Raw genomic sequence first — 25,636 nt, forward strand, 5'->3', positions numbered from 1 at the left:
CTATGCGTCCTCCTCGATAAACGTTACTTTACCGTCATGTAAGGAAGCGATTCTCGCTAAGGAAACAACTGGGATGCCCATGTCTTCAATCAGCTGACGGCCGTCTTGGAAGGATTTTTCAATCAAAATACCAATTCCGGCAACAGTTGCTCCAGCTTGTTGACACAGTTCAATCAATCCTTTAGCGGCTTGTCCGTTGGCTAAAAAATCATCGACTAATAAGACATTGTCCTCTGCAGAAAGGAATTTACGAGAAATCGAAATCGTGCTGGTTACTTGTTTTGTAAATGAATAAACCGAGGCTGTCAGCAGCTCTTCATCCATCGTCAAGCTTTTCGATTTGCGAGCAAAGATCATTGGCACCTTTAATGCTTGAGCGGCGTATACAGCAGGTGCGATCCCTGAAGCTTCGATCGTCACTACTTTAGTGATGTTTTTCTCTTCAAACACTTCTGCTAAACGTTTGCCCATGGCATCCATCAATTCAGGGTCAACTTGGTGTGTCACAAACTCATCCACTTTCAATACGCCCTCACCTAAAACGCGGCCATTTTCCTTGATGCGATCTGTCAATTCTCTCATTATTATTTCTCCTTTTCTTGTCGTTTTTTGATTAATACAAAAAACGCACCTCATCTGCAAAGCAAAAAAGGTACGTAACCGTACGATTTTTACTTATAGTCTTGCGTTTACGGCACAAGGTAGAAACTGTCATCCATATTATGACGATATATAAGTTCACTTCTAATGAAAATTTTCACTGAAGTTTATGAAATATGAAAATATTATAGCAGATTGAAACGATCTGTAAACTGGAATTGCTTTAAATGAGAAGATTGATAGTTGAATTCCATGACTGTCTCACTTTAAAAAAAGTATTTTCCTATTCTTTGATGGAAGAAAGACGAGTGAAACAAGGAATCGATTCAAAATAATTGGCATTCATTCCTCAATTTGAGATGATTAGATCACTATCAGAAAGAGACAAGGAGGCTTTTCCATTGATTAATTTCTTTTCCATTTCAAATAAAGGCATACAAGAAAGTACCACCGAAAAAAATTGGTTATCTGTCTCCAATCCTACAGACGAAGAAAAAAACCGTTTGCGGAAGGATTATAACCTGCCTGGAAACTTTTTCTCATTGGGTGAAAAGTATTCCAATGTGTCCTTTTTCAAGAAATTCCAGACAGAAAATGATACCCCTCTCTGCTTGATGCTGTTTGTTAATATTGAGTCTATCGACGAACCAGAATCCCTCTCTTCGACCGTTACTGTGTTCCTCACTTCGGATGTCTTGATCACCGTGAGTGAACAATCGCTGATGGATGAAGTATTGCAGGCCTATCAATCGGAAATCTTTACTAAGGCTGGGCTGATCCTTCACTTGCTGCAAACCATCAACCAGCACTATCTGACATTTTTGAAGGAACAACGAAAAACCATCGAAGAAATCAGCCAAGGGACCTCCAACGGCTCCAATAAAAACATTCTCGAATTAACGACGCATACTGAGAAAAATCTTGTCTATATCGACAACCTCTTAAAAGAGCAGCGGAAAACCATTAACCAGCTACTAGATTCACGTCTTGTCTCATCCGATAGAGATTTAGCGATCGAAATCGAATTGCAGACAAAGCAAGCAACCACTTCTGTGCAGATCTACCGCGAAATGCTGAGTTCGATCAGCGGCTTGATCGACAGCATGATGGACAACCGACTAAACCAATTAATGAAGTTTTTAAATACGGCTTCTTTGCTTCTTGCACTGCCCACACTTATCTTCAGTCTATGGGGGATCAATACAGGCGGACTCCTATGGCATGATTCTGAAATAGGCTCAATCATGGTCGTCCTTTTAGCATTGATCGTCTCCATTGTCAGCGGCGTTTACCTGTTCAAAAAAGATTACGATGCTTGACTGATCCCTACGTTATAAAATCAAATAAAAAGCCGATCGGCATTTTACTATTCAAAAACATAGTAAATCGTCGATCGGCTTTACATTTGTAAAGTATTTCTCTAAAAAACTTTACACTTAAATTTTAATGGTTTCTTCTATTTCAATTCGTTCGCTACTGAGAAGTGTCCGATAACGTCTGTAATACGGTTCAAGTCTACGTTCCCGCCGGATACGACAGCAACCACTTTTTTGCCGTTTACATACTTGTCTACTTTTCCAGAAAGAATCGCTGCCGTTGCTAAAGCGCCCGCACCCTCAACGACAATTTTTGTACGTTGGATCAAGTCTTTCATCGCTACTTCGATTTCTTGTTCAGATACAGTAACCATATCATCCACTAACTCTTCAACAACTTCAAACGTCAAGTTTCCTGGAAATTCTACTGCACAGCCGTCAGCGATCGTTGCGGCTTTTTTATAGCCAACTTTTTTCCCTGCTCGGAATGAAGCAGTCATCCCATGGATATTGTCTGCTTGGACCCCAATGATATTGATGTTTGGATTGAATGTTTTCATTGCTACTGCAATACCAGAGATCAAGCCGCCACCGCCGACAGGTACGATAACAGTGTCCACATCCCAAATTGAATCCAAAATTTCAAGACCAATCGTTCCTTGACCAGCCATGACATATTCATCATCGTAAGGAGGAATGTAAGTTACGCCTGTTTCTTCAACGATTTTTTCGCAATAAGCTTTCGCATCGTCGAAACCAGAACCGTGAAGGATCACTTTTGAGCCGTAACCTTCTGTTGCTTCCACTTTCGCTTTTGGTGCAGTTTCCGGCATAACGATCGTGCTTTCGATTCCTAATAATTTAGAAGTCAATGCTACGCCTTGTGCATGGTTCCCAGCAGAAACGGCGATAACGCCTTTGTCTTTTTCCGCTTGTGTCAAATGTGCGATTTTGTTAAACGCCCCGCGGAATTTGAAGGACCCTGTTAATTGCATGTTCTCTAATTTCATGAAAACTTGTCCGCCAGTGTTTGCAGTCAAGAACATTGATTGAATCAACGGTGTGACACGTCCATATTGTTTTACGACATTTTTTGCTTCATGAATATCTTCGATAGATACAGGCAGCTTTGTCATTGTGTCCGTCATTATAAAACATCTCCTATTTCAGTAAAAGGTACGTCAATTGAATCTGCTAACGCTTTGGAAACAACTTTTCCATTATAAACACTTAATCCTGATACTAATGATTCATCTGATTTCAATGCTTCGTCTAAGCCTTTCACACTAACATCTTTAAGGAAAGAAATATTTCCTTTCGCTAATGCGATCGTTGCTGTTCTTGGTGTAGCACCTGGCATATTTGGAACTGCATAATGGATGACTCCGTGTTTCGTGAATACTGGATCGGCATGGTTCGTTGGTTTGTCGATCGTTTCAACTGTACCACCTTGGTCGATCGCGATATCCACGATCACAGAACCTGGTTTCATCGATTCAACCATATATTCTTTCACTAATTTTGGTGGTTTTGCTCCTGGAATCAAGACTGTTGAGATAAATACATCTGCTTCTTTGATTTTTTCTTCCAAGTTTTCAGTATTTGAAACAAGTACATCTACATTATGATCTTTGTAGCGCTCTTGCAATTGTTTGATGCGGTTTTCGTTGACTTCAAGAATGATGACGTGGCAGCCAATCCCAACAGCCATATCTGCTGAGTTTTCCGCAGCGTTCCCGCCGCCTAAGATCACAACAGTTCCTGCTTCAACACCTTCGATACCAGGAAGCAAGATGCCTTCTCCGCCGTGTTGTTTTTCTAAATAATATTGACCCAAGTTTACTGCACGTCGTCCAGCGATCGCACTCATTGGTTTCAATAATTCTAATACACCGTTGATTGAGATGTTTTCACCAGATAAAGCGGTCACGCCAACTTCCATCATTTTCTCAACACAGGCTTTATTTGCAGCTAAATGCAAGAAGCCCCATATGATTTGACCTTTTTTGAAATAGTGATATTCACTTTCCATTGGTTCTTTTACTTTTACGATTAAATCCGCTGTCCACGCTGTATCTGTGTCTACGATCTTTCCGCCAGCTTCAACATATTGTTCATTAGTAAAACCTGATCCAGCACCCGCATGGTCATCGACCAATACTTCGTTGCCTGCTTCTACTAAAATTTTTACATTTTCAGGTGTCATACCTACACGAGCTTCACCTTGTTTTGGATCTTTGATTACGCCGATTTTCACAGTAAATCACTCCTACAAAATTATTATTGAAGTTCTTTAACTTCAGAACATGTTTAATATATCACAATGCCTTTTTTAAACAACAAACATGACTCAAGTGTTATTGATATCTCATCTTTTCAATAACCCCGTTCATTTTACCGACTATTTTTTTCTAAAAACACTGTTAAATCAGCATTCTTAAATAAGAATACTTTCATTTTGTATTTTTTTATTCTCTTTAAAAAGTTCTTTTAATAAAAAAACGTGCAATCGCTTGCACTTTATTGTGTGATTTTTCTCATTTGTCGTAGTATTTGAATCGTGCATTTGAATGAAAAAAAAGGCTGAGGAATTATTCCTCAGCCGTTGTTTGACAATCTGGACACAAACCATAAACTTCTAAACGATGCTTATTGATTTGATAACCTGTCAATTTACTTGATGCCATTTCTACATCTTCTAATCCAGGATAGAAAAAGTCAACAATCTTTCCACATTCTGTACAAATTGCATGATAATGCTGCTTGTTCGTGAAATCAAAACGACTTGCTGCATCCCCATAATTCATCTCCTGAACGATGCCGATCTCTACGAACTTTCTCAAGTTGTTGTACACTGTAGCCACACTCATATTTGGGAAGCGGCTTTCTAGCGAACGGAAAATCTCATCAGCTGTCGGATGATTACGGTACTGGATTAAATACTCCAAAATGGCATAACGTTGTGGCGTAATACGAACTCCGCCGGTCTTTAACTCTCTGACCGCCTGATCTACTGCCTCATTTACCATATAAGCCCCTCCTGTTTGGATTATCTATTAAAATGATACTATTATCTGAGGGGAAATACTAGTTGGATTCAAAAATTAATGACTTTCATAAACATATTGGTTTTATTCAAACAACTCGGTAGACAAGTAACGTTCGCCATTATCTGGCAACAGAACCAATACCTTCTGATTACGATCCATCTTCTTCGCTACTTCGATCGCTGCAAACAATGCTGCACCTGAAGAAATCCCTACAAGAATCCCTTCTTTTTTGGCGATCTCTCGTGCCGTTTCCATACTATCGCTAGCTTTGACCGGCAACACGTCATCATAAATGTCAGTATTTAAAATTTTCGGAACAAATCCTGCACCGATTCCTTGAATCTTGTGGGGACCTGGTGCACCGCCTTCTAAAACTGGAGATTCTTCAGGCTCGACCGCGTAAATTTTGATGTTTGAATACATACGTTTTAGTTCATTACCGACACCTGTAATTGTTCCGCCGGTGCCCACACCAGCCACAAAAGCATCCAATCCATTTTTTTCAAATGCATTGGCGATCTCTCTTGCTGTCGTTTGTTCGTGCACTTTTGGGTTCGCAGGATTGTCGAATTGAGCTGGCACAAACCAACCATTTTCCTCTGCTAATTGCGACGCTTTTGCGATTGCGCCCTTCATTCCTTCTGGACCAGGTGTTAAGACAAGATCAGCACCATAAGCCTTCATCAATTTGCGACGCTCAATACTCATGGTTTCGGGCATAACAAGTGTAACAGGATAGCCCTTAGCTGCACCTACCATCGCCAACCCGATGCCTGTGTTTCCAGACGTAGGCTCGATAATCGTCATACCTGGTGTTAATTTTCCTGATTTTTCTGCGTCTTCGATCATTCTCAGAGCAATACGATCTTTCACACTTCCGCCAGGATTAAATGATTCCAGTTTAACATAAACCTGCGCCATATCATCCGTCGTCATATTTCTGAGTTTTACGATAGGCGTCTCACCGATTGTATCCAAAATTGAATTATAAATTTTTGTCATTTTTTCCTCGCTCCATTCCTTACCTTATGTAAGTTTATACTAACGAATAATGGGCAAAGAAGCGAGAATTTCGCCTTTAAAAATTGTGAATCCCTTCGATTTTTTCGCTTTTCAGAAAGAAAGAAGAGCTATTCTGAATCTTAACAGAAAACATACTGATATTTATGACAAAATTGATGCAAGAAAAAGATGGAGCAAGCTGCTCCATCTCTAATTGATTAAATGACGATCGTGTCACCAGGCATAATCGTTGAATCAGAACTCCAACCATTATCTGCTAATAACTGATCTACACTGATATTAAATTTCTCTGCGATCCCCCAGATCGAATCTCCAGATTGTACCGTGTAGGATTGACCACTTGCTTGCGATGTGCTGGCAGTTTCTGTTGATTGAGCCGTATTTTGAGCCGCTGCCGATTGTGCTTGATCGGTCATTTGGACTGCTGTCCCGGCTCCTGGTGTGTCAAAGCGAGTCAGGTTGTACGTCTGAATCAAAGAAATTAATTTCCCTGCATAACCTGGATCTGTCGCATATCGACCCGTTAAGTAGACAGCGGCATCTTGATAGCTGTTCGTGTGGCTTTTCCACGCTCCAGCGTAATACGAACTCGCTAAAAGACTGGCATGTGCTTGGAAAGACTCCGCATAACTGCTATATACGGCAAAAGGTTCATTCATTGTGACCCATTGGCCGTTTAAATATTCCTTCGTGCTCATGGTAACAGAAGGGCCGCCGCTATATTCCTTAACGCCAAACAAATTGTAATACGGCGCAGAAGACAATTGAGAAGAGCCAAAGCCTGTTTCGACTAATGCCTGTGCTACCATGATCGACGCATAGAGATCACTGGATGCAGACACTTGCATCGCAGAAGCGCCGAGTTGCTCGATGAATGCTGATTGGTTTTGTACTTGACCCATCTCAGCAGCATTTGCTTTCACGGTATTCATCGTTAAAACAGCGGGAGAAAGAATCATGGCTGTTCCTAATAACGGCACTGTTTTTTTGGCAGTCTTTATCCGTTTTTCCTTTTGCTGCGTTCTTATATAATTATACTTTTCGGTACGTGTTTTATATTGATTCATTATATACCTCCAGGAAACTTTTGCAGAGCTCCTCATTTTTGGTTACTTTAAAAGTATAATGCAATCACAATTAACAAACAATTTAAACACCATAAATTCACTAATTTGTCATTACTTCGTAACATCCGTAATGAAATAGTTGTTATATTTCTGTTTGAATACACTTGCTTTTTTTATAACTGTCTAATTATAAAAAAAAGAACGAATCATCAAGATATCATTTCTCGATGATTCGCTCCTATTGTTCTTTTAATCGTTGTTTGTATAACGCTTAGTCGTTCATTGGTTCATTTTGAAAGACTAGTTGGTCATCGAATAATTCGATGGAGACCTTTGTTTTCGGCATAACACGCCCCGCAATTATTTCTTTTGCTAAAGGTGTCTCTACTTCACGCGTTATAAACCGCTTTAAAGGACGCGCTCCGTATTGCGGTTCATACGCCTTTTCAGCAATCCAGCTTTTCGCATCTTCCGTAATAGCCAATTGAATGTCTTGTTCCTCCAATCGCTGAGACAAATGCTGAACGATTTTCTCAACGATCCCTTTTACGTCCTCTAAGCTCAATGGTGTAAAGAGAATCGTATCATCAATCCGATTCAAGAATTCTGGTTTGAAATGTCCGCGTAATAGACTTAGTACTTGCTCTTTCGTCGCTTCTGGAATTTCTCCATCTGCCGTCACACCCTCTAACAATACCTGTGACCCGATGTTGCTGGTCATGATCAAAACAGTATTCTTAAAGTCCACTAAACGTCCTTTAGAATCTGTCAAACGACCATCGTCTAAGACTTGTAGCAAAATGTTGAATACATCTGGATGGGCTTTTTCGATTTCATCTAATAAGATAATCGTGTACGGGTTGCGACGAACCGCTTCTGTCAATTGGCCGCCTTCCTCGTAACCGACATAGCCTGGAGGCGCTCCTACTAAACGAGACACCGAATGCTTTTCCATGTACTCACTCATATCGATTCGTACCATATGATCTTCTGAATCGAATAAGTTTTCTGCCAACGCTTTTGCCAGCTCTGTTTTTCCGACCCCTGTTGGTCCTAAAAATAGGAACGAGCCTAGGGGGCGATTAGGATCTTGCAAGCCTGCACGTGAGCGTAAGACCGCATCACTTACTGCGTCCACTGCTTCTTCCTGTCCGATGACACGCTTATGGAGCGTACTATTCAAGCTTAGAAGTTTTTCTCTCTCGCCTTCGACTAATTTTGTCACAGGAATACCAGTCAAACGTCCGACGACTTGTGCGATTTCGTTTTCGGTCACGGCTTCCTGAACCATTCTGATGTCATTTTTTTGATTTTTTTCTTCTAGATCGGCCAGTTCTTTTTCTAAATTAGGAATGGTGCCGTGACGGAGTACTGCTGCACGTTCGAGATCGTAATTGTTTTCAGCATCTTCTAATTCATGCTTGGCTTGATCAATTTCAGCCCGTTTATTCGAAACAACATTTACTTCCTCTTTCTCCGTTTCCCATTGCAACTTCATGGCATTGGTCTCTTCACGGAGATCTGCCAACTCTTCTTGCAAGCTAGCCAAACGTTTCTTACTTGCATCGTCGCTTTCTTTTTTCAAAGCAGCTTCTTCGATTTCAAGTTGCATCAGCCGACGCGTCACCTGATCCAATTCCGTTGGCATCGAGTTCATTTCTACACGAATACTTGCGCTTGCCTCATCCACTAAGTCGATTGCTTTATCCGGTAAAAATCGATCCGTAATATACCGATCAGACAAAGTAGCGGCTGCCACCAATGCATTGTCATGGATGTTTACACCGTGATGGATCTCAAAGCGTTCCTTCAACCCACGCAAAATACTGATCGTATCTTCAACAGTAGGTTCCTTAACAAGAACTTTTTGGAAACGACGCTCCAACGCTTTATCCTTTTCCATATATTGACGGTATTCATCCAATGTTGTAGCGCCGATCAAATGAAGTTCACCGCGAGCCAGCATAGGCTTCAATATGTTTCCAGCATCCATACTGCCTTCTGTTTTTCCGGCGCCGACGATCGTATGAATCTCATCGATGAACAATAAAATACGCCCATCTGATTTTTTAACTTCCTTCAATACAGCTTTCAGACGTTCTTCAAACTCTCCTCGGAATTTCGCTCCAGCGATCAAGGAACCCATATCTAAAGAAAAGACCGTCTTATCCTTCAAATTCTCTGGTACGTCCTTTCTTACGATTCGTTGGGCAAGACCTTCAACGATTGCCGTTTTACCGACACCTGGCTCGCCGATCAGGACAGGATTGTTCTTAGTTTTACGTGAGAGAATCCGAATCACATCTCGTATTTCTTCGTCTCGGCCAATGATAGGGTCTTGTTTTCCATTTTTTACTTGCTGGACTAGATCCACACCGTATTTTTCTAACGCTTTGTAGGTTTCTTCTTGATTTTGTGAGGTCACTCGATCTCCTCCTCGTATGTCTTCAATGTTTTTTCGTACTTCTTTTTCATTTAATCCCTGCGCAATCAAATATTTCGTCAAGGAATAATTTTTCAATTGCATCAATGCTAATATGACAATTTCCGTTGATAGAAAATCATCTTGAAAGTTCTCGCGTAGTTTGTCTGCCTCATTCAGCAGGTTAAATAAATTTTGACTAAGGTTTTGCCCATATTGGACATTACCACCATTAACCGTTGGGTAGTCATCTAATGCCTTGTCTACTTCTTGCTCGAATCGATCAACATCGATTCCTGCATCCGTATAAAAGTTGCGCCCAAAGTGATTGGGTTGCAAAAATATTTTCCATAGATGCGCAATGTCGATTTCCTGATGTTTTCTTGTCACAGCGATTTGTTGCGCTTCCGCAATTGCTTCTTGTAAAGTTGTCGTCATTTTTTCGATATTCATAGTCATACCTCCGACAGATTTATTCATTTACATCTACTAGTATATTCTTTTGGTCAGTAAAGGTCAAACGATATACTCATCAAAATCAACGTTTATTATTATGAAGAAAAACAAAAAAATGCTACAATTTTCTCATTATCAGAAAGAGAGTGATTCAATGATTTCTCGTGTCATCGGGTTCGAAAAAGGGTTCCCCCTTTCGAACGGAAACCATTTTGAAACATACGAAGTAATGCTTCCTAAATTAAATAGATTTGACCTTGTCGTAAAGAATCTGGCGGTCTCCATCAATCCAGTAGATACAAAGCTCAGACAAACTGGAAAAGGCACACCACAGCCTCACGTGTTAGGTTTTGATAGCGTTGGCATTGTGACTCAGGTCGGCAGCGAAGTTTCATCTATCGAGATTGGTGATCGCGTGGTATTCGCAGGTACAACAAAACGATTCGGCAGTTACAGCGAAAGCCAGGTGGTCGATTCAAGAATCGTTGCGAAATTACCAAACGGCTTTTCAACGGACGAAGCTGCCGCGATGCCTTTGACCTTTTTGACGGCGTATGAACTGCTTTTCGAAAAAATGAAGTTGGTTCCCGAAGAAAACCAAAACAACGGTGCCATTCTTATCATCAATGGCGCGGGTGGTGTCGGCTCAATGGCGACCCAATTAGCGAAATGGGCTGGATTGACAGTGATTACTACTGCCTCACGTAAAGAGAGCAAAGAGTGGTCCGAAAAAATGGGAGCTGATCATGTCATCGACCATCATAAGGATTTAACAAAGCAATTAAAAAGAATCAACTACAATTCTTTGCCTTATATCATGATTCTTCATTCTACAGACCGTTATTTTGATGAGATGAGTGACCTGCTTGAACCCTTCGGACACTTAGGCTCCATCGTAGAATCCAGTAAGGATCTGAATATTGCTAAGTTAAAAAATAAATCCGGCAGCTTTGATTGGGAGTACATGTTCGCTAAGACAGATTACGATTACAACATTGCTTCTCAAGGTGAAATTTTAGCATTGATGATTCACCTGCTTCAAGAGAAAAAAATCAAAAGCACGTTGACCAAAATTATCCCAGGATTCTCACCAGATGTTTTTTATCAAGCGCATCAATTTGTTGAAGAAAACAATATGATCGGCAAACTTGTCGTACATTACTAAAAAAAGAAGTGAACGAATTCAATCGTTCACTTCTTTTTTTGCTTCTTTTATTTCATGATTAATTTCTTTTTGCTTATTAAACAGTACATAAACCATACCGATCAGAAATGGCAGCAAATAGGTGGCATACCTGTACAGCAACAATGAAGATACAGCATCTACTCTGCCTACGACATTTCTGAATAATAGCACATAGACAAATTCAATGCCTCCGATCCCTCCCGGAGCGGGTAAAACCCCCCCGAGTATCACCGTAAAGCTGATCAGCGCCACAGTTAACCAAATATCAATATCCGGATAATCCTGAACTAGAATAAAGTAAGGCAGAAAATACCAAGCTGCCAACTTTGCCATGTTTGAGAAAAAAACACGAATCACTGCTTTTCGATCACGAATAAATGTTTGGATCGCGCCTCTTAACGAATAGACCTGATTGTTCACCTTATCAACAATGTCGCGAAGCTTTTGCCGTTTAAATATGCGATTACAAATCAGCACCAATACGACTTGCGCGTTGATATTCAAGCTTAAAAGTAACAAAATCGCCATAATCAGCAACGTGACCAGCATACCCGCTAATACCCAAAAGATGCCGTTTGCAATAACATCTTGAATCGCATCGCTTTTAACGATCAAAAAGAAGACGCCCCACACGATCAATGCCATTTTATAAGTGATCATGCGTAATGCACTGCTCCCTGTGCCCTCTGAATATTTCAAGTCCTTTTTGTGGTAATAAATTACCTCCGCGACGATCGAACCTGTACCAAACGTAATGACACGATAAAACGTCGAATAGGCGGAAGCAAAGAACCCATCACGGATAGTAAAGTCTGGATTGAATTCGCCAGCAATTTTTTTGATTGTGTAGCCTTCAATGATCTGACTGACGATCCCTAGACCTGTTACACCGATAAGTACCGGCAAGGATGTCTTTCCAAGTTCAGTAAAAATATCGCTTAAGGAATCACGGATCACAAAAATGATAATGCCGATCATCACAACAAACAAGAAGATATTTAAAATCAATTTACGATTGATTGGTACGTTCATTTTTTAGCCTCATTTTTATCTTTATTGTTCTACCCTAACACATGCACGTAACCAAAAAAAGAAAAAGCCTCGAGTTTCCTCAAAGCTTTTCTCTGAAAAAAATTATTTTGCGTTATTCTCAATAATCTTCACAATCACATCGACCGCTTTTTCCATTGTTTGTAATGAAACAAATTCATAGCGCCCGTGCATATTTTCTGCTCCGGCAAAGATGTTTGGTGTAGGAATTCCTAGGAAAGAAATCTTCGAACCGTCTGTTCCTCCGCGGATAGGTTCAATGACAGGTTTTACATCTACTTCCTCCATCGCCTGCTTCGCTAGATCAATGATGCTCATGTCTTTCTTGATGATTTCACCCATATTGTAATATTGATCGTACATGTTGATTTCCACACGCTCTTGATCAAATTGGCTGTTCATTTTTGATTGGATGTCCGTAATCATTTGTTTGCGTTCTTCAAATTTATCATGGTCGTGGTCGCGAATGATGTAGGTCATTTTCGCTTCTTCCACATTGCCATCTAATGCTAATAGATGGAAGAACCCTTCACGTCCATCTGTTTTTTCAGGACGATCACTTTCTGGTAATTGATTATGGAAATCGATTGCCATTTGCAACGCGTTGATCATGGTATTTTTCGCTGTTCCTGGGTGCACGTTTTTGCCGTGCATCGTGATCTCTGCTTGAGCCGCACTAAAGGTTTCATATTGCAATTCACCAATTGGCCCGCCATCCATCGTGTAAGCAAAGTCCGTATTGAATTGTTTTACATCAAATTTATCCGCACCGATACCGATTTCTTCATCCGGACCAAAACCAACACGAACTTCACCGTGTTTGATCTCAGGATGAGCGATCAAATATTCCATCGCTGTCATAATTTCAGCGATCCCAGATTTGTCGTCAGAGCCAAGCAACGTCGATCCGTCCGTCGTGATCAAGGTTTGATCCTTGTAATTTTTTAAATTAGGAAAATCTTTTACGTTCAATGTGTATTTGCCTTCAGCATCAAGTTTGATCGTTGATTCGCCATCATATTTCTCAATGATTTGAGGATTGACGCCTTCTGCATTAAAGTCTGCGGTATCCATGTGAGAAATAAAGCCGATCGTCCGCGCTTCTTTGTCAAGATTGCTTGGCAAAGTAGCAATCACATAGCCGTTATTTTCATTATAAGCAACATCCTTCATGCCGATTTCTTCTAATTCTTTCATCAGCTCTTTGGCAAATGCTACCTGTGTTTGTGTTGAGGGTGTTGTGGTGCTTGTCGCATCAGAACGAGTTTCTGTCTTCACATAGTCTAAAAAACGTGGTAATAAATTTTCGTACATCTTACTCTCTCCTTTAATGCTTATTTATTTAAATGAAAAAGGATTCGTGGACGTCTCAGACACGAAGAAATCGACTGTCCATTCTTCTTCATTTTTCCATTGTTCAAATAGAGCCACCATCTTTTCTTTGCACAATGACTCAATATAATGCCCCGGATCAATCACCATCATCCCTGTTTCCTGCATGTCATGCGCGGTATGGTAATAGACATCTCCAGTAATGTATACATCCGCTTTCGCAGCCAAAGCATCGCGATAAAATTTTTCACCGCTTCCGCCACAAATAGCCACTCGCTTGATCGTTTTCTTCCCCGTGTGAGGATAAACGACCCGTAATCCTTCCAATTGAAATGTTTCTTTTACCTTCTCAATGAAATCTTCCGTCGGCAGTGCTTCTTTCAATTCACCAATTCGGCCAATCCCAAATTTCTCAGTGAGATTATCTAACGAGTAGATATCATAAGCCGGTTCTTCGTAGGGGTGCGCAGCGAGCATTGCTTGTTCAACCGTTGCTTGTTTCGTTTCAGGAAAAATAACTTCGATTTTACTTTCCTGAACCTGTTCCGGCACGTTTTTCGATCCAATTGCCGGGTTCGCTTCCTCCGTTGGTGTGAAACGACCTGTCCCATTTACTGTAAACGAGGTTGCTTGATAATTCCCTTGTTCCCCCGCTCCAGCTTCAGCTAATGCTCGACGCATTTCTTTTGCGTTTTCTTGCGGAACATAAACAGCCATTTTTTTCATGGAGATCGTGTGCGTTTGGACCAAATAACTCGTATTGAAAACATCCAAGGCTTCGCAAAACCAATCATTCAATCCATTAGAAACAATATCCATATTGGTATGTGCCGCATAGACTGCGATGTCATGCTTAAGTAAATCTGCATACATCTTCGTTTGCACCTCATCCGTCGTCAAGCGAGAAACTGGACGAAATATCGGAGGATGCTTCACGATCAACAGATCAATTTTTTTAGCGATTGCCTCTTCAACAACATTTGGACGAACATCCAGACTCATCATAATGCGATCGACCTCTTTATCTAAGGTGCCGATATGTAAGCCAACAGGATCGCCATCTTCAGCTAACCACTCAGGACAATACTCGTTGAATCGTTGAATAAATCTATTTCCCTGCATGTGCAAGTACCTCCTTGATCCATTCGATTTCTTGTGCGACTTCACGGATTTTCTCCGCTACATCTTGATCACTCTGATGTAAGCTGTTCAAAATTCTCTCACTCTTAGATAATTTATATTGCCATTTTTCTAAAAATACTTCATTTTCTTCTCTCAACAAAATCGGCCCAAAGAACAACTCTTTTTCCGTGTACTCTGGAATGGTTTCTTTCTTTTCTGCAACGATTATCTCATAGACCTTCTGATTTTCCTCGAGGATCGACTCGTCAGTAATCGTATATTCCTCATCTACTAACCATTTTCGTAATTGCCGTTCACCAACATTTGGCTGCAAGATCAGTCGTTCTTCTCCAGATAGACGATTTTTTTCTTTTCCCCGCTGTAAAATATCGCGGATCAATACACCGCCCATACCGCAGATAGTAATGGCTGAAACATGGTCTTCCAGTTTTACGGCTTCCAGTCCATCTGCAAGTCGGACATCAATTTTGTTTTCTAATCCGTTTTTTGCTACTTGCTTCTGAGCGGATTTATAGGGACCTACAACAACTTCCCCGGCAATACCATAAGAAATTTTATTTTGAAGCATCAGTGCCACTGGAAGATAGGCATGGTCCGAGCCGATATCGGCTAATCGGGCATTTTGCGGAACAAATTCCGCCGCTTTTTGTAAACGAAGGGATAAATCTTTCGCGTTCATTTTTTCACATCCTAAAAATAATTATAACACTCCTTAAAAAAAGCGCCCTTAAAAAGAGCTAAATGACAGCGCTTTTTAATAGGGCGTTTCTCTTTTTCTAAGAAACTTTTCGCTTTTTAACCATTTCGACGGTTTTCACCAATCACGAATATTTCCTTACTCAAATAACGAATGCGTTCCATGATTCTTTTAGCCTTTAACGGCTCTTCATCCCCGCGTTGGGTGACAGACAAATGTTCTTCCAACTCATCCATATTGAAATTTGAAGAAAAGAATGTTGGGAGCTGTTCTTGCATACGGTGCTGCAAAATAACACCTAGAACTTCGTCACGAATCCATGCACTCATAGAATCGGCACCAATGTCATCAATCATCAAAATTGGCGCACGCTTCACTTCATTCAATTTAGGGCCCACTTTATCGTTTGAAATGGCTTGTTTCATTTCTCCAGCAAAGGTTGGAAAATGTAACAGCGTGGTTTCGAATCCTTTGACAGCCAGTTCATGGGCCACGGCTCCTAACAAGTAGGTTTTCCCTACACCAAATGTCCCCACTAAATACAACGCTTTATGAAACGACTTAGGGCTGCCCTCATACTGATTTATAAAATCTAAGGAAGCCTCCAGCGCTTCGCTTCGTCCTGAAGTGACCTCAAAAGTACGGATAGAGGCTTTACGAATATCTTTAGGCATATCCAAAGAATTCACTCGATTACGGATTTCCTCCTCGCGCTTCAAACGCAACAACTCATCGGTAGGTACATAAGTAACGTCAATAAAATGAAAATTCAAGCTTAATTGCGGTTCGTAGCCTGGTGCGATCATGGTTGGATCAGAGGCCAAGAATTTTTTCTTTTCTTGCACAAATTCGTAAAGCTTCGCAAAAGATTTTTCAATGTCCTCTTGCGTTAATTTTTCTTTGTGTTCTTCAATAAATTGACGAACATCCGGATCAGCCAAAACTTCTTCCATCATTTGACGGTAACGGCCATCAACTCCGCGGCTTCTAATGATGCGATTCAATTCTTTTCCTACATCTTCCATCAATCGTCACCTTCTTTACTCAAATATTCTGCTAATTTACGGTTCAATTCCGCTTCTTTTTCTGGCGTCAATTTTGTTTCTTTTGGCGGTTGCTTGATATGTTCCGGCAACGCCTCTTTACGACCCGCTCCACGCTTTTGGTAATTTGAACGCGTGGGTTGAGTCTTACGAACCAATTTTTGATTGTTCTGTCGGACATGCGCGATTGCTGCTTCCGGCGTTGTGATCTTCTTTTGCGCCCAATCGTTGGCGATCGCATTTAAATAATTCGCATTGATTACAGCTTGATTTTGGATCACCAAGATATAGTTGATGATGATATTGATGACGCTCTTAGGGAGTAAATTTCTACCGATCAATTCCTCAAGCAATCGAACTTCCGTATTTGTTTCAAATCCGCCTTTTTCTCTTTTTATCGCTCTTAAGAAAGTGACCGGCGCGATTTTTTTGCTTTGTGTAATAATTTCTAACTCTTGCGGTGAGAAAGTCCCCGTCGTCTCTTTATTTTCAGTAACAGCTTCCGGTGAAGCAGTCGGAATAATCGGCCGTTTCTCTTTATTGATCAATTGTCGCAAATAAGTAAAATTAACGCCTGTCTTCTCACCCGCCGCAGCTTTGGCAACATATTCTGCAAGGTCCAGTTCCCCCAAACCATAAAGGGTCTGGAAGGTCTGTAATTTTTCACGTTCATCAACAGATAAAATAAGATTGAATCGTTTCAATTGTTGGCTAAACAATGACCAATCAAAGTCTCTGGAATCTGAAAAATCATCCTGTGTTTTTTCCAGCAGCTCACTCTGGCTGTCAAAGATTTTCTCATCAAAACGGTAAACATCGCGAAAACGCTTCGTGATATTTTTAGCAGTGGTTGTGTCAAAATCCTTTGGCTTGAAACGCTCCACCAAACGTTCATACCGTCGCGTGCCAATTTTTTCTAATAATAAATAACCCATTAATGGATCTTGGAAAAATTTAACTGGGTACATCGGTGTCCGTAAACGATACAGCAGGCTCAAGCCTATCTCATCATCCGTTTGCTGATACGTGTCTAGCAGACCTATTCCTTCAAGCTGTTCTCGTGCCTTGATCAAATTCATCAGTCCAGTATCGACAGCAGCCAGCAAGTCTGTATGCATCAAACTAGGACTTTTTCCTTCGATGGTAATATCACTTGCTAAGGTTAAATAGAGACTTAATGCGGCGCTGCCAATGATCGGCTGATACAAATAAAGCAACGCCTCTTGCTTACTTTGATCAAGCTGTGGCTCTCCAAAGACCGTGTAAAAGGTGCTGGGTTTTAGTTCTTCTGCCACTAAAAAGCCTCCTACTCTTCATCCGTTGATTTCGCTTTATCAACGATCTCCTGTAATTCCTTCAAGAACACAGACATATCTTTAAATTGTCGATACACACTTGCAAAACGTATATACGCAATTTCATCCACTTCCATCAAATCTTCCATGACAAATTCGCCAACCTGACTCGTTGGAACTTCATTTTCTCCCAAGCTGCGGACGCGATTTTCCACGTGATCAACGATTTGTTCCATTTGCTCCATCGCGACTGGGCGTTTTTCCGCCGAACGGATCAATCCGCGTAAAATTTTATCACGGCTGAACTCTTCACGATCCCCGTTTCGCTTAACAACTAATAAAGGAGCTGCTTCGATCCGCTCAAAGGTTGTAAACCGAAACCCACAGCTTTCGCACTCTCTTCTACGGCGAATCGCTCGTCCGTCATCAGTTTGTCGACTATCGATCACTCGAGAATTATTATGATTACATCTTGGACAACGCATTGCTTCACCCACACTTTCTTACGTTTAGTTAAATTCACTGATTTTGTGAAATATATTTTGTTATATAGAACAATTTTTTAAAAACAACGATTCGCTGTGACATTAAATTTATTTGTTTATATAACATGAGTTTACCATAACCAGCGCGCTAAAAAAAGCGTCGTACTGCTACGACACCGAATTCTTTAAGAAACAAATTTATTTTTTTTTAGCCAATCAAGGACTTGCCGCTGCGTTGTTTCTTTCGAGGAACAATTATCGATGATTACATCTGCTCGTTTTCTCTTTTCTTCTAAAGAAAGCTGACTGTTGATTCGTTCCAAGGCTTCTTTTTCTGAAAAATCATTTCTCATCATCAACCGTTGCAATTGTATTTCTGGAGTGACATAAACTACCGCGACCTGATCCATCATCGCTTCATACTTTCCTTCATATAATAAAGGAATGTCCACGATCACAAGGGGGCTTACGCGCTTAGCCTCTTCTGTTTGTTTCGTAATTTCCTTCCGAATAAAAGAGTCTAATGTTCCATTCAACAGGTTTCTCTGTTCTTCATCTTGAAAAACAATCGTTCCTAATCTTTTTCGATCTAGAGCGCCATTTTCTTTGATGATTTCCGAGCCGAAAACTTTTTTTAGAGCCTGAAGTCCTTCCGTATCCGGTTCAACCACTTCTCTAGCAACAATATCCCCGTCGACAACAGGGAATCCTTGCTCTTTAAAAAGAGTTACCACCGTCGATTTTCCACTAGCGATTCCTCCAGTAATGCCTAAAACAAAGCTCATCTTTACACCTTCTTCAATTTTTGACAATGTGGGCAGAGATGCGTTCCTCTCTGAGCAACTTTGATCTTTATAATTGGTGTGCCGCAACGAGAGCAAGGCATACCCGTTTGTCCATAGACATGCAGCTCTTGTTGAAAATGACCTGCTTCTCCCAGCGCATTCAAGTACGTCCGAATAGTGGTGCCGCCTGCTTCTTTGGCTTTTCCAATCACTTCAATGCTGGCTTCTCGTAAACGACGAACAGATTGCGCACTCAATGTATTGGCAGGCTGCTCTGGATGAATCTTTGCCAACCATAACACTTCATCCACGTAAATATTCCCTAAACCTGCAACCACTTTTTGATTTAATAATAATGGCTTGATCACGGTTGAGGATTTTTTTAACTGCTGTTTAAAAAGCGCTAGATCGAAGTCTTCATCTGTCGGCTCCGGTCCTAATTGGGCCAAACCTTTGTACTCCTTGGCTGTCCCTTTTTTTAGCAGCGCCATTCGGCCAAATTTTCGAACGTCATGATAGACTAGTTCTGAACCATCTGAAAAAATAAAGCGTACATGGCTGTGCTTATCTAGTGGTGTCGGCTGTTTAAAGTATTCATATTTGCCTTCCATTCTTAAATGGGAAACCATTTCATAATGAGTAAACTGAAAAATTAAATACTTCCCCCGACGTTCGACAGTTTCAATGGTCTCACCGATCAACTGCTGCTGGAAAATTTCTACTTCTGGGAATTCAACGATTCTTGGCCAATAAACATCGACCTTTGCGATCGTCTTTCCTTTGACTAAAGAAACTAGCCCCTTCCTTACTGTTTCAACTTCTGGCAATTCTGGCATATCTATCATCCTAACTCTATTCTTTTATTCGATTTTATGAACTTGCTTGAGCCAGGTACGCCCTTCACATTTCTGGGTATATTAACAGTGAAGCGGTACGTATCTTTATCTCGCAAAAAAGGCGCAAGTTCGTATTAACGGTACCATTTTTCTAAAAAAGCGAAAAATAATTTGTTTTCTCTAGAAAGAACAAGCAATCATTCTTATTCTAACATGCCCGCAGCAATTTAAATGAAGTAAAAAAGCTAGAATTTCTTCCAGCTTCTCACTATTTTGCTTCATACCATGTTTTGCCCCAATTGCTGTCCGTCAAAAGCGGCACATCTAATTGGACAGTATTTTCCATCACTTCTTTTACGAGTGCGTCTAACTGCTCTAATTCACTCTCAGGGACTTCAAATACCAATTCATCGTGTACTTGCAACAGCATCGTTGCTTGTAATTTTTCTTCTTTCAAACGCTTTGCCATTTCGATCATTGCCAACTTCAAAATATCTGCAGCACTCCCTTGGATAGGTGTATTGATCGCCGTTCGCTCAGCGAAGGACCTAAGATTGAAGTTGCGGGCATTAATGTCTGGTAAATACCGTCGACGATTATATAAGGTAGCCGCATAGCCTTTATCTTTTGCTTCTCGAACACTTTCTTCCATGTACCGTTTTACATCTGGATAATTTTCGAAATACGTATCGATATATTCTTGAGCTGCTTTTCTGGTGATTCCTAAATTTTGTGACAAGCCGTAATCAGAGATCCCATAAACGATACCAAAGTTCACTGCTTTTGCATTGCGGCGCATATTCGGTGTTACCTCGTCTTCAGAAACATTGAAGACACGCATCGCGGTACTCGTGTGAATATCCATTCCGTCACGGAAGGCTTGCTTCAAATGTTCATCTCCAGAAATATGTGCCAAAACGCGTAACTCGATCTGAGAGTAGTCAGAAGAATAAATCAACCAGTTTTCATCTCGCGGCACAAACGCTTGACGAATTTTTCTTCCTTCTTCTAAACGGATCGGGATATTTTGTAAGTTCGGATCCACTGAACTCAATCGTCCCGTTTGCGTTAATGTCTGAATATAGCGAGTATGGATCTTGTTGTCGCTTTGAATCACTTTCAAAAGACCCTCTACATAAGTTGATTGAATCTTAGCAATCTGACGATAGTTTAAAATATGCTCCACAATTGGCGCTTGCTCTCGTAATTGTTCCAACACATCGACTGCTGTGGAATAACCGGTCTTCGTTTTTTTGATTACTGGCAGATTCATTTTTTCGAACAAAATAACGCCCAGCTGTTTCGGTGAATTAATATTGAATTCTTCTCCCGCATCTTGATAAATCTTCTTTTCGATCTCTTGCAAACGTTTGGAGAACTCTCCACGCATCGATTGCAGCCGTTGCGCATCAACAGTGATCCCTGTAATTTCCATTTCAGCCAAAATACGTGAAAGCGGCAGTTCCATTTGATAAAACAGATCATCCTGTTTCTTTTCTTCCAATTCTTTTTCCAATTTATCATTTAAGAAATGGATCGCTTTGATTTTCCGTGCCAAATGTCCAAAGAAGACTTCACGATCTTCAGGGAGACCTTTTTTAGCGCCTTTTCCGTATATCTGTTCGTCTGTTTGGATCTCAGTATAGCCATAATATTGAGCGACTCCTGCGATGTCATTGCTATTATCGTTGGTATCTAAAAGATACGCCGCTAGTAAAACATCAAAATTGATACCTTCTGTTTTAGTAATGTAACGATTTAATGCAACATACGTGCGTTTTGCGTCATAAACTTTTTTACCGTTTGCAGTTTCCAGCCATTTTTTAAACACATCGCTATCAAAAAGCGCCAACTCGTCGGTCACATATATTTTTTCTTTGGTTCCCCAAGCAACACCCACAATATCCGATAGGTGATAATTGTCTTCTAACATTTCTACATATAAAGCTGAATCAGCGGTGAACATCTCTTCTGTAAATTCATCAACCACTTCAAACTTTATGTCCTCTAATTCAACTTCTTCTTCTTCAACATTTAATTTGCTCAAAAAGCCTTTAAAATCCATTTCCTTGAAGAATGGGATCAACTTGTCTAAATCTTTCCCGTTGTACGCTAAATCATCAATCGAAACATCCACAGGTGCATCTAGTTTGATGGTCGCTAATTCTTTAGAAAGAAACGCCTGATCCTTGTCATTGATCAAATTTTCTTTCATTTTACTTTTCTTCAATTCGTCAATATTTTCATAAACGCCTTCAACACTACCGAACTGCTTCAACAACTTGATCGCTGTCTTTTCTCCAACCTTCGTTACACCAGGGTAATTATCGGAAGTATCTCCCGCTAAGCCCTTCATGTCGATAATTTGATGAGGCGTTAATCCATCATATTTTTCAGCTACATGCTCAGGCGTGTAGGATTCGATCTCACTTACCCCTTTAACAGTGATATCTACTTTGATCTTATCCGTCGTTAACTGAGTCAAATCGCGGTCACCAGATAGGACAACTACGTCAAATCCCTCTTCGGCTGCGCGATGTGCGAGTGTACCAATAATATCGTCCGCTTCATAATTATCGAGCTCGTAGTGCTTTACTCCTAAGCCTACTAATAATTCACGTAAATAGGGCATCTGTTCTCGGAATTCTCCCGGTGTTTTTGATCGCCCACCCTTGTAGTCAGAGTACATGGCTGTACGGAACGTCGTGTTTCCCGCATCAAAAGCTACTAATACATGTGTCGGTTTTTCTCGATCCATTACATTTTCAAACATGTTGTTAAACGCGTAGATCGCATTCGTGTGCAACCCATTCTTATTTTTAAAGCGCTCCAAAGAATTGTGTAAAGCAAAGAAGGCACGAAACGCAACACTATTGCCGTCTACTAATAATAATTTCTTTTCACTCATATACTCGACCCCTAATTTCTATTAATGTAGTTGATTTTTACAAAATAAATGCGTTTTTCAGCACATCAGTCATCATGTTCCAGCCATTTTTCTATGGCGATGATCTTCCACCCCTCATTTTAACAAAGTAATCTATGAAATGAAAAGAATGGAGCCATTTTTTCTCGGATTCTTTCTTTAATGCAAAAAAAAGAGACGATCGCTCGTCTCTTTCTATTTACTACTTCCAAAAATTCTTAAGAATGAAATGAACAGATTAATGAAATCTAAGTAAAGCTGTAGCGCCATAAAGACGGCCACACCATTTCCTGCCTCACCGTTCGTCCCTTGATAAATCTTTCGAATCATTTGATTGTCATACGCCGTGATCCCTGACATGACCACTACCATTAAAATGGAAATGAAGAAATCTACCGCACCACTACGTAATACAAACACATTTAGCAGCATGGCGATAATGATCCCGAACAGACAACTCAATGCTGCTCGTCCAACGCCCGATAAATCACGTTTAGTAAATGAACCTATCAGTGACATCACTAGGAATGTAGCAGATGCTGTAACGAATGCCTGAGTGACGGTACCAATATCATACATTGCCAAAGTAACTGCCAGCGTCAATCCATTCAACGCAGAATAAACGATAAATCCACCAATTGCTAACGTGGGATTTTTTTGTGCTTTCACACCTAAAAAGATAACTAAGGCGATCTCAGCGATCCAGATTCCCCAAAAACCTAGCGGAAAATTATTGATAAAGCGTGCGACTTGACTGCTCCAAACATTCAATGTCATATATGAAATCATTGCACTAATACCGATTCCCATCGCTAGAAAGGCATAAATCTTTCCATAAAAACGATTCAAGCCATAAACTTGTGTTTCTTGATTATTCATTCAAATCATCTCCTATATGTGCCTGTGGCGGTTTCACCATTACCACTGCATCTAAAATGCGTTTCTCTTCATTGTCGGTGGACTCCACCGCTTCAACAGAGATCGTAACAACATCTTTCATTTTATCCACTTTGATCACTTCAAACTCAAAGGTCAACGTTTCGTAATGGAAAACTGGATCAATAAAATTGATAGAAAAATTCACGACATGAGAACCCGGTCCTGGTAAATGTTTTGAAATCGCACTTGTTATGATCCCCATTAACATAACCGATGGGACAAGTGGTTGTTCATATTCAGTTTCTTTTGCGTAATCATGTTGGATATACAAAGGATTGGCATCGTTTGTTAATCCTAAATATAAAAGAATCTGATTATCTTCGATTGATTCCGTTAACGATAACGAGTCACCTTCCTCAATTTCATCAATCGATTTGCCTATTTTCCGAGCTTTCATAGTATACAAATTCATTCCCTCCGTGTATTGTTCTACTCATTATTTTATCAGAAAGCAAGTAAAACACAAGCTTGTACCTTTTTTGTATTAATTTTTTGCGAAGATTAAAAAAAGAAGAGGACCCTCGACAATGGTTTGCCGAGGGTCACTTACTATAACACGTTGCGTGTCGTATTACTTAATAGGTTTTCATAAGCACGTTCAAATTTTTGTACATCCCCCGCGCCCATAAATATAACTACTGCATTTTCATGGTCTAAAAGCGGCGACATGTTTTCTTCTTTGATTACTTGTCCGCCCTTTTGAATTTTCGCACCTAGATCTTCAATTTTTACATCTCCAGCAACTTCGCGGGCAGATGAGAAAATATCACATAGATATACTTTATCCGCACGGTCCAGCGCTTCAGCGAAATCGTCCATTAAGGCAATCGTCCGTGTGAATGTATGTGGTTGGAACACGGCGATCAATTCTTTTTCAGGGTATTTTTGACGAGCGGCGTCAATCGTCGCTTTGATTTCAGCAGGATGATGCGCATAATCATCGACAATGATCATATCTGCAACTTTCTTTTCAGTAAAGCGGCGTTTCACACCAGAGAAAGTCAGCATCTCATCTCTCACCTTGTCCATGTTCAGTCCTTCGAAATAGGCAACAGCGATAACTGACAACGCATTGAGAATGTTGTGTTTTCCAAATGAAGGAACGGAGAAACGTCCGATAAATTTTTCTTTATGGTACACATCAAATGCAGAACCATTCGTCGTACGAACGATATTCCGTGCTTGGATGTCGTCATTTTCTGACAGTCCATAATAATAAATAGGAACATCCGCTTCTAGTTTACGCAGGTATTCATCATCACCATAAGCAAAGATACCTTTTTTAACTTGTGATGCCAATGTTTGGAAAGCTTCAAACACATCACCGATACTCTTGAAGTAATCAGGATGATCAAAGTCAATATTCGTCATGATGGAGTAATCTGGTGCATAGGCCAAGAAATGGCGTTGGTATTCGCAGGCTTCAAATGCAAAGAAGGTCGCATCTGGTACACCGTGTCCAGTCCCATCACCGATTAGATAGCTCGTAGGCGCCAATCCATTTAATACATGGGCAAGCAAGCCTGTTGTACTCGTCTTTCCGTGTGACCCTGTCACTGCGATACTCGTGTAAGGCTGGATAAATTCTCCAATAAAGTCATGGTAACGAACGATTTCCAGACCTAGTTCTTTCGCTCGAGCAATTTCTTCATGGGTATCAGGAAACGCATTTCCTTGAATGATTTTCATACCCTCTTTAATGTTGTCTTTACTAAATGGCAAAATAGTAATGCCAGCTTTTTCTAAATCACGTTGAGTGAAGAAATAGTTTTCAACGTCGGAACCTTGTACACGATAGCCCTTTTCATGTAAAACTAAAGCTAATGAGCTCATTCCAGAACCCTTGATTCCAACAAAATGATAAAGTGTATCTTTATTATTCATTTAATCCTCTTCCTTATATGTACAAAATTGTTTGCGGTTCACATTATCATATAAATCCGTAAAAATAGCAATCTTTTATTCTTCAAGATGTTTTTATTTCC

22 protein-coding genes and 1 riboswitch are annotated in these 25,636 nt (G+C 40.4%); of the genes, 2 read left to right on the forward strand and 20 right to left on the reverse strand.

Features of this window, described 5'->3' with window-relative positions:
* The gene (locus tag IGI66_RS07550; protein WP_010780670.1) at window positions 1–582 is read right to left on the reverse strand and encodes a xanthine phosphoribosyltransferase; all 582 of its coding nucleotides are present in this window, start codon (window positions 580–582) and stop codon (window positions 1–3) included.
* A gap of 76 nt (window positions 583–658) precedes the next feature.
* Window positions 659–756: riboswitch (purine riboswitch) on the reverse strand.
* 245 nt (window positions 757–1,001) lie between these two features.
* On the opposite strand from IGI66_RS07550, the gene IGI66_RS07555 reads away from it, so the two are divergent.
* Window positions 1,002–1,919, forward strand: coding sequence for a magnesium transporter CorA family protein (locus IGI66_RS07555; RefSeq protein ID WP_438848324.1), 918 nt, complete (start codon window positions 1,002–1,004; stop codon window positions 1,917–1,919).
* A gap of 137 nt (window positions 1,920–2,056) precedes the next feature.
* Here IGI66_RS07555 and tdcB read toward each other — a convergent pair whose 3' ends face one another.
* From tdcB to clpB, 6 genes are all read right to left on the reverse strand, one after another.
* Window positions 2,057–3,064 (reverse strand): bifunctional threonine ammonia-lyase/L-serine ammonia-lyase TdcB, encoded by a 1,008-nt coding sequence (tdcB, locus tag IGI66_RS07560; RefSeq protein WP_010780668.1) that lies wholly within the window; start codon window positions 3,062–3,064, stop codon window positions 2,057–2,059.
* On the reverse strand, window positions 3,064–4,173 hold the full coding sequence (gene ald, locus IGI66_RS07565; RefSeq protein ID WP_438848326.1) for an alanine dehydrogenase: 1,110 nt from the start codon (window positions 4,171–4,173) through the stop codon (window positions 3,064–3,066). The genes tdcB and ald overlap by 1 nt, the downstream gene beginning before the upstream one ends.
* A 334-nt stretch (window positions 4,174–4,507) precedes the next feature.
* Complete coding sequence (locus IGI66_RS07570) at window positions 4,508–4,945, reverse strand: Fur family transcriptional regulator (protein WP_010780666.1); 438 nt, start codon at window positions 4,943–4,945, stop codon at window positions 4,508–4,510.
* Window positions 4,946–5,047: 102 nt separating this feature from the next.
* On the reverse strand, window positions 5,048–5,968 hold the full coding sequence (gene cysK / locus IGI66_RS07575; protein WP_010780665.1) for a cysteine synthase A: 921 nt from the start codon (window positions 5,966–5,968) through the stop codon (window positions 5,048–5,050).
* Between the two features lie 218 nt (window positions 5,969–6,186).
* Window positions 6,187–7,056, reverse strand: a complete 870-nt coding sequence (locus IGI66_RS07580; protein WP_438848329.1) for a glucosaminidase domain-containing protein — start codon at window positions 7,054–7,056, stop codon at window positions 6,187–6,189.
* 271 nt (window positions 7,057–7,327) lie between these two features.
* Entirely contained in the window at window positions 7,328–9,931 is a 2,604-nt protein-coding gene (gene clpB / locus IGI66_RS07585; RefSeq protein ID WP_438848331.1) for an ATP-dependent chaperone ClpB, read from the reverse strand.
* A gap of 157 nt (window positions 9,932–10,088) precedes the next feature.
* Here clpB and IGI66_RS07590 point away from each other — a divergent pair, with 157 nt between their 5' ends.
* Window positions 10,089–11,099 (forward strand): zinc-binding alcohol dehydrogenase family protein, encoded by a 1,011-nt coding sequence (locus IGI66_RS07590; RefSeq protein WP_438848333.1) that lies wholly within the window; start codon window positions 10,089–10,091, stop codon window positions 11,097–11,099.
* A gap of 18 nt (window positions 11,100–11,117) precedes the next feature.
* Here IGI66_RS07590 and IGI66_RS07595 read toward each other — a convergent pair whose 3' ends face one another.
* The 13 genes from IGI66_RS07595 to murC form a co-directional block, all read right to left on the reverse strand.
* Entirely contained in the window at window positions 11,118–12,152 is a 1,035-nt protein-coding gene (locus IGI66_RS07595) for a lysylphosphatidylglycerol synthase transmembrane domain-containing protein (protein WP_438848335.1), read from the reverse strand.
* A 102-nt stretch (window positions 12,153–12,254) separates the two neighbouring features.
* A complete protein-coding gene (gene pepT / locus IGI66_RS07600; protein WP_010780660.1) occupies window positions 12,255–13,484 on the reverse strand; it encodes a peptidase T in 1,230 nt (409 codons plus the stop codon).
* Window positions 13,485–13,508: 24 nt separating this feature from the next.
* Window positions 13,509–14,630: a Nif3-like dinuclear metal center hexameric protein gene (locus IGI66_RS07605; RefSeq protein ID WP_438848337.1), complete on the reverse strand. Its 1,122-nt coding sequence runs from the start codon at window positions 14,628–14,630 to the stop codon at window positions 13,509–13,511.
* Window positions 14,611–15,324, reverse strand: a complete 714-nt coding sequence (locus IGI66_RS07610; RefSeq protein WP_367377993.1) for a tRNA (adenine(22)-N(1))-methyltransferase — start codon at window positions 15,322–15,324, stop codon at window positions 14,611–14,613. The genes IGI66_RS07605 and IGI66_RS07610 overlap by 20 nt, the downstream gene beginning before the upstream one ends.
* A 116-nt stretch (window positions 15,325–15,440) precedes the next feature.
* Window positions 15,441–16,367, reverse strand: a complete 927-nt coding sequence (dnaI, locus tag IGI66_RS07615) for a primosomal protein DnaI (protein WP_010780657.1) — start codon at window positions 16,365–16,367, stop codon at window positions 15,441–15,443.
* Window positions 16,367–17,680, reverse strand: a complete 1,314-nt coding sequence (locus IGI66_RS07620; protein ID WP_438848340.1) for a DnaD domain protein — start codon at window positions 17,678–17,680, stop codon at window positions 16,367–16,369. The genes dnaI and IGI66_RS07620 overlap by 1 nt, the downstream gene beginning before the upstream one ends.
* An 11-nt stretch (window positions 17,681–17,691) precedes the next feature.
* A complete protein-coding gene (nrdR, locus tag IGI66_RS07625; RefSeq protein ID WP_438848342.1) occupies window positions 17,692–18,165 on the reverse strand; it encodes a transcriptional regulator NrdR in 474 nt (157 codons plus the stop codon).
* A 185-nt stretch (window positions 18,166–18,350) separates the two neighbouring features.
* Window positions 18,351–18,950, reverse strand: coding sequence for a dephospho-CoA kinase (coaE, locus tag IGI66_RS07630; protein WP_438848344.1), 600 nt, complete (start codon window positions 18,948–18,950; stop codon window positions 18,351–18,353).
* A 2-nt stretch (window positions 18,951–18,952) separates the two neighbouring features.
* The gene (mutM, locus tag IGI66_RS07635) at window positions 18,953–19,786 is read right to left on the reverse strand and encodes a DNA-formamidopyrimidine glycosylase (protein WP_438848346.1); all 834 of its coding nucleotides are present in this window, start codon (window positions 19,784–19,786) and stop codon (window positions 18,953–18,955) included.
* 268 nt (window positions 19,787–20,054) lie between these two features.
* A complete protein-coding gene (gene polA / locus IGI66_RS07640) occupies window positions 20,055–22,694 on the reverse strand; it encodes a DNA polymerase I (RefSeq protein ID WP_438848348.1) in 2,640 nt (879 codons plus the stop codon).
* Between the two features lie 213 nt (window positions 22,695–22,907).
* Complete coding sequence (locus IGI66_RS07645) at window positions 22,908–23,591, reverse strand: Bax inhibitor-1/YccA family protein (protein ID WP_438848350.1); 684 nt, start codon at window positions 23,589–23,591, stop codon at window positions 22,908–22,910.
* Window positions 23,584–24,063 carry a MaoC/PaaZ C-terminal domain-containing protein gene (locus tag IGI66_RS07650; protein ID WP_044926163.1) on the reverse strand — a complete coding sequence of 160 codons (480 nt, stop codon included), beginning with the start codon at window positions 24,061–24,063 and terminating at the stop codon, window positions 23,584–23,586. The genes IGI66_RS07645 and IGI66_RS07650 overlap by 8 nt, the downstream gene beginning before the upstream one ends.
* A 137-nt stretch (window positions 24,064–24,200) precedes the next feature.
* Window positions 24,201–25,535, reverse strand: coding sequence for a UDP-N-acetylmuramate--L-alanine ligase (gene murC, locus IGI66_RS07655; protein WP_010780649.1), 1,335 nt, complete (start codon window positions 25,533–25,535; stop codon window positions 24,201–24,203).
* Window positions 25,536–25,636: the final 101 nt, after the last annotated feature.

It is taken from the genome of Enterococcus sp. AZ048 (genome assembly GCF_051715125.1).
GTDB classification, from domain to species: Bacteria; Bacillota; Bacilli; order Lactobacillales; family Enterococcaceae; genus Enterococcus_A; species Enterococcus_A gilvus.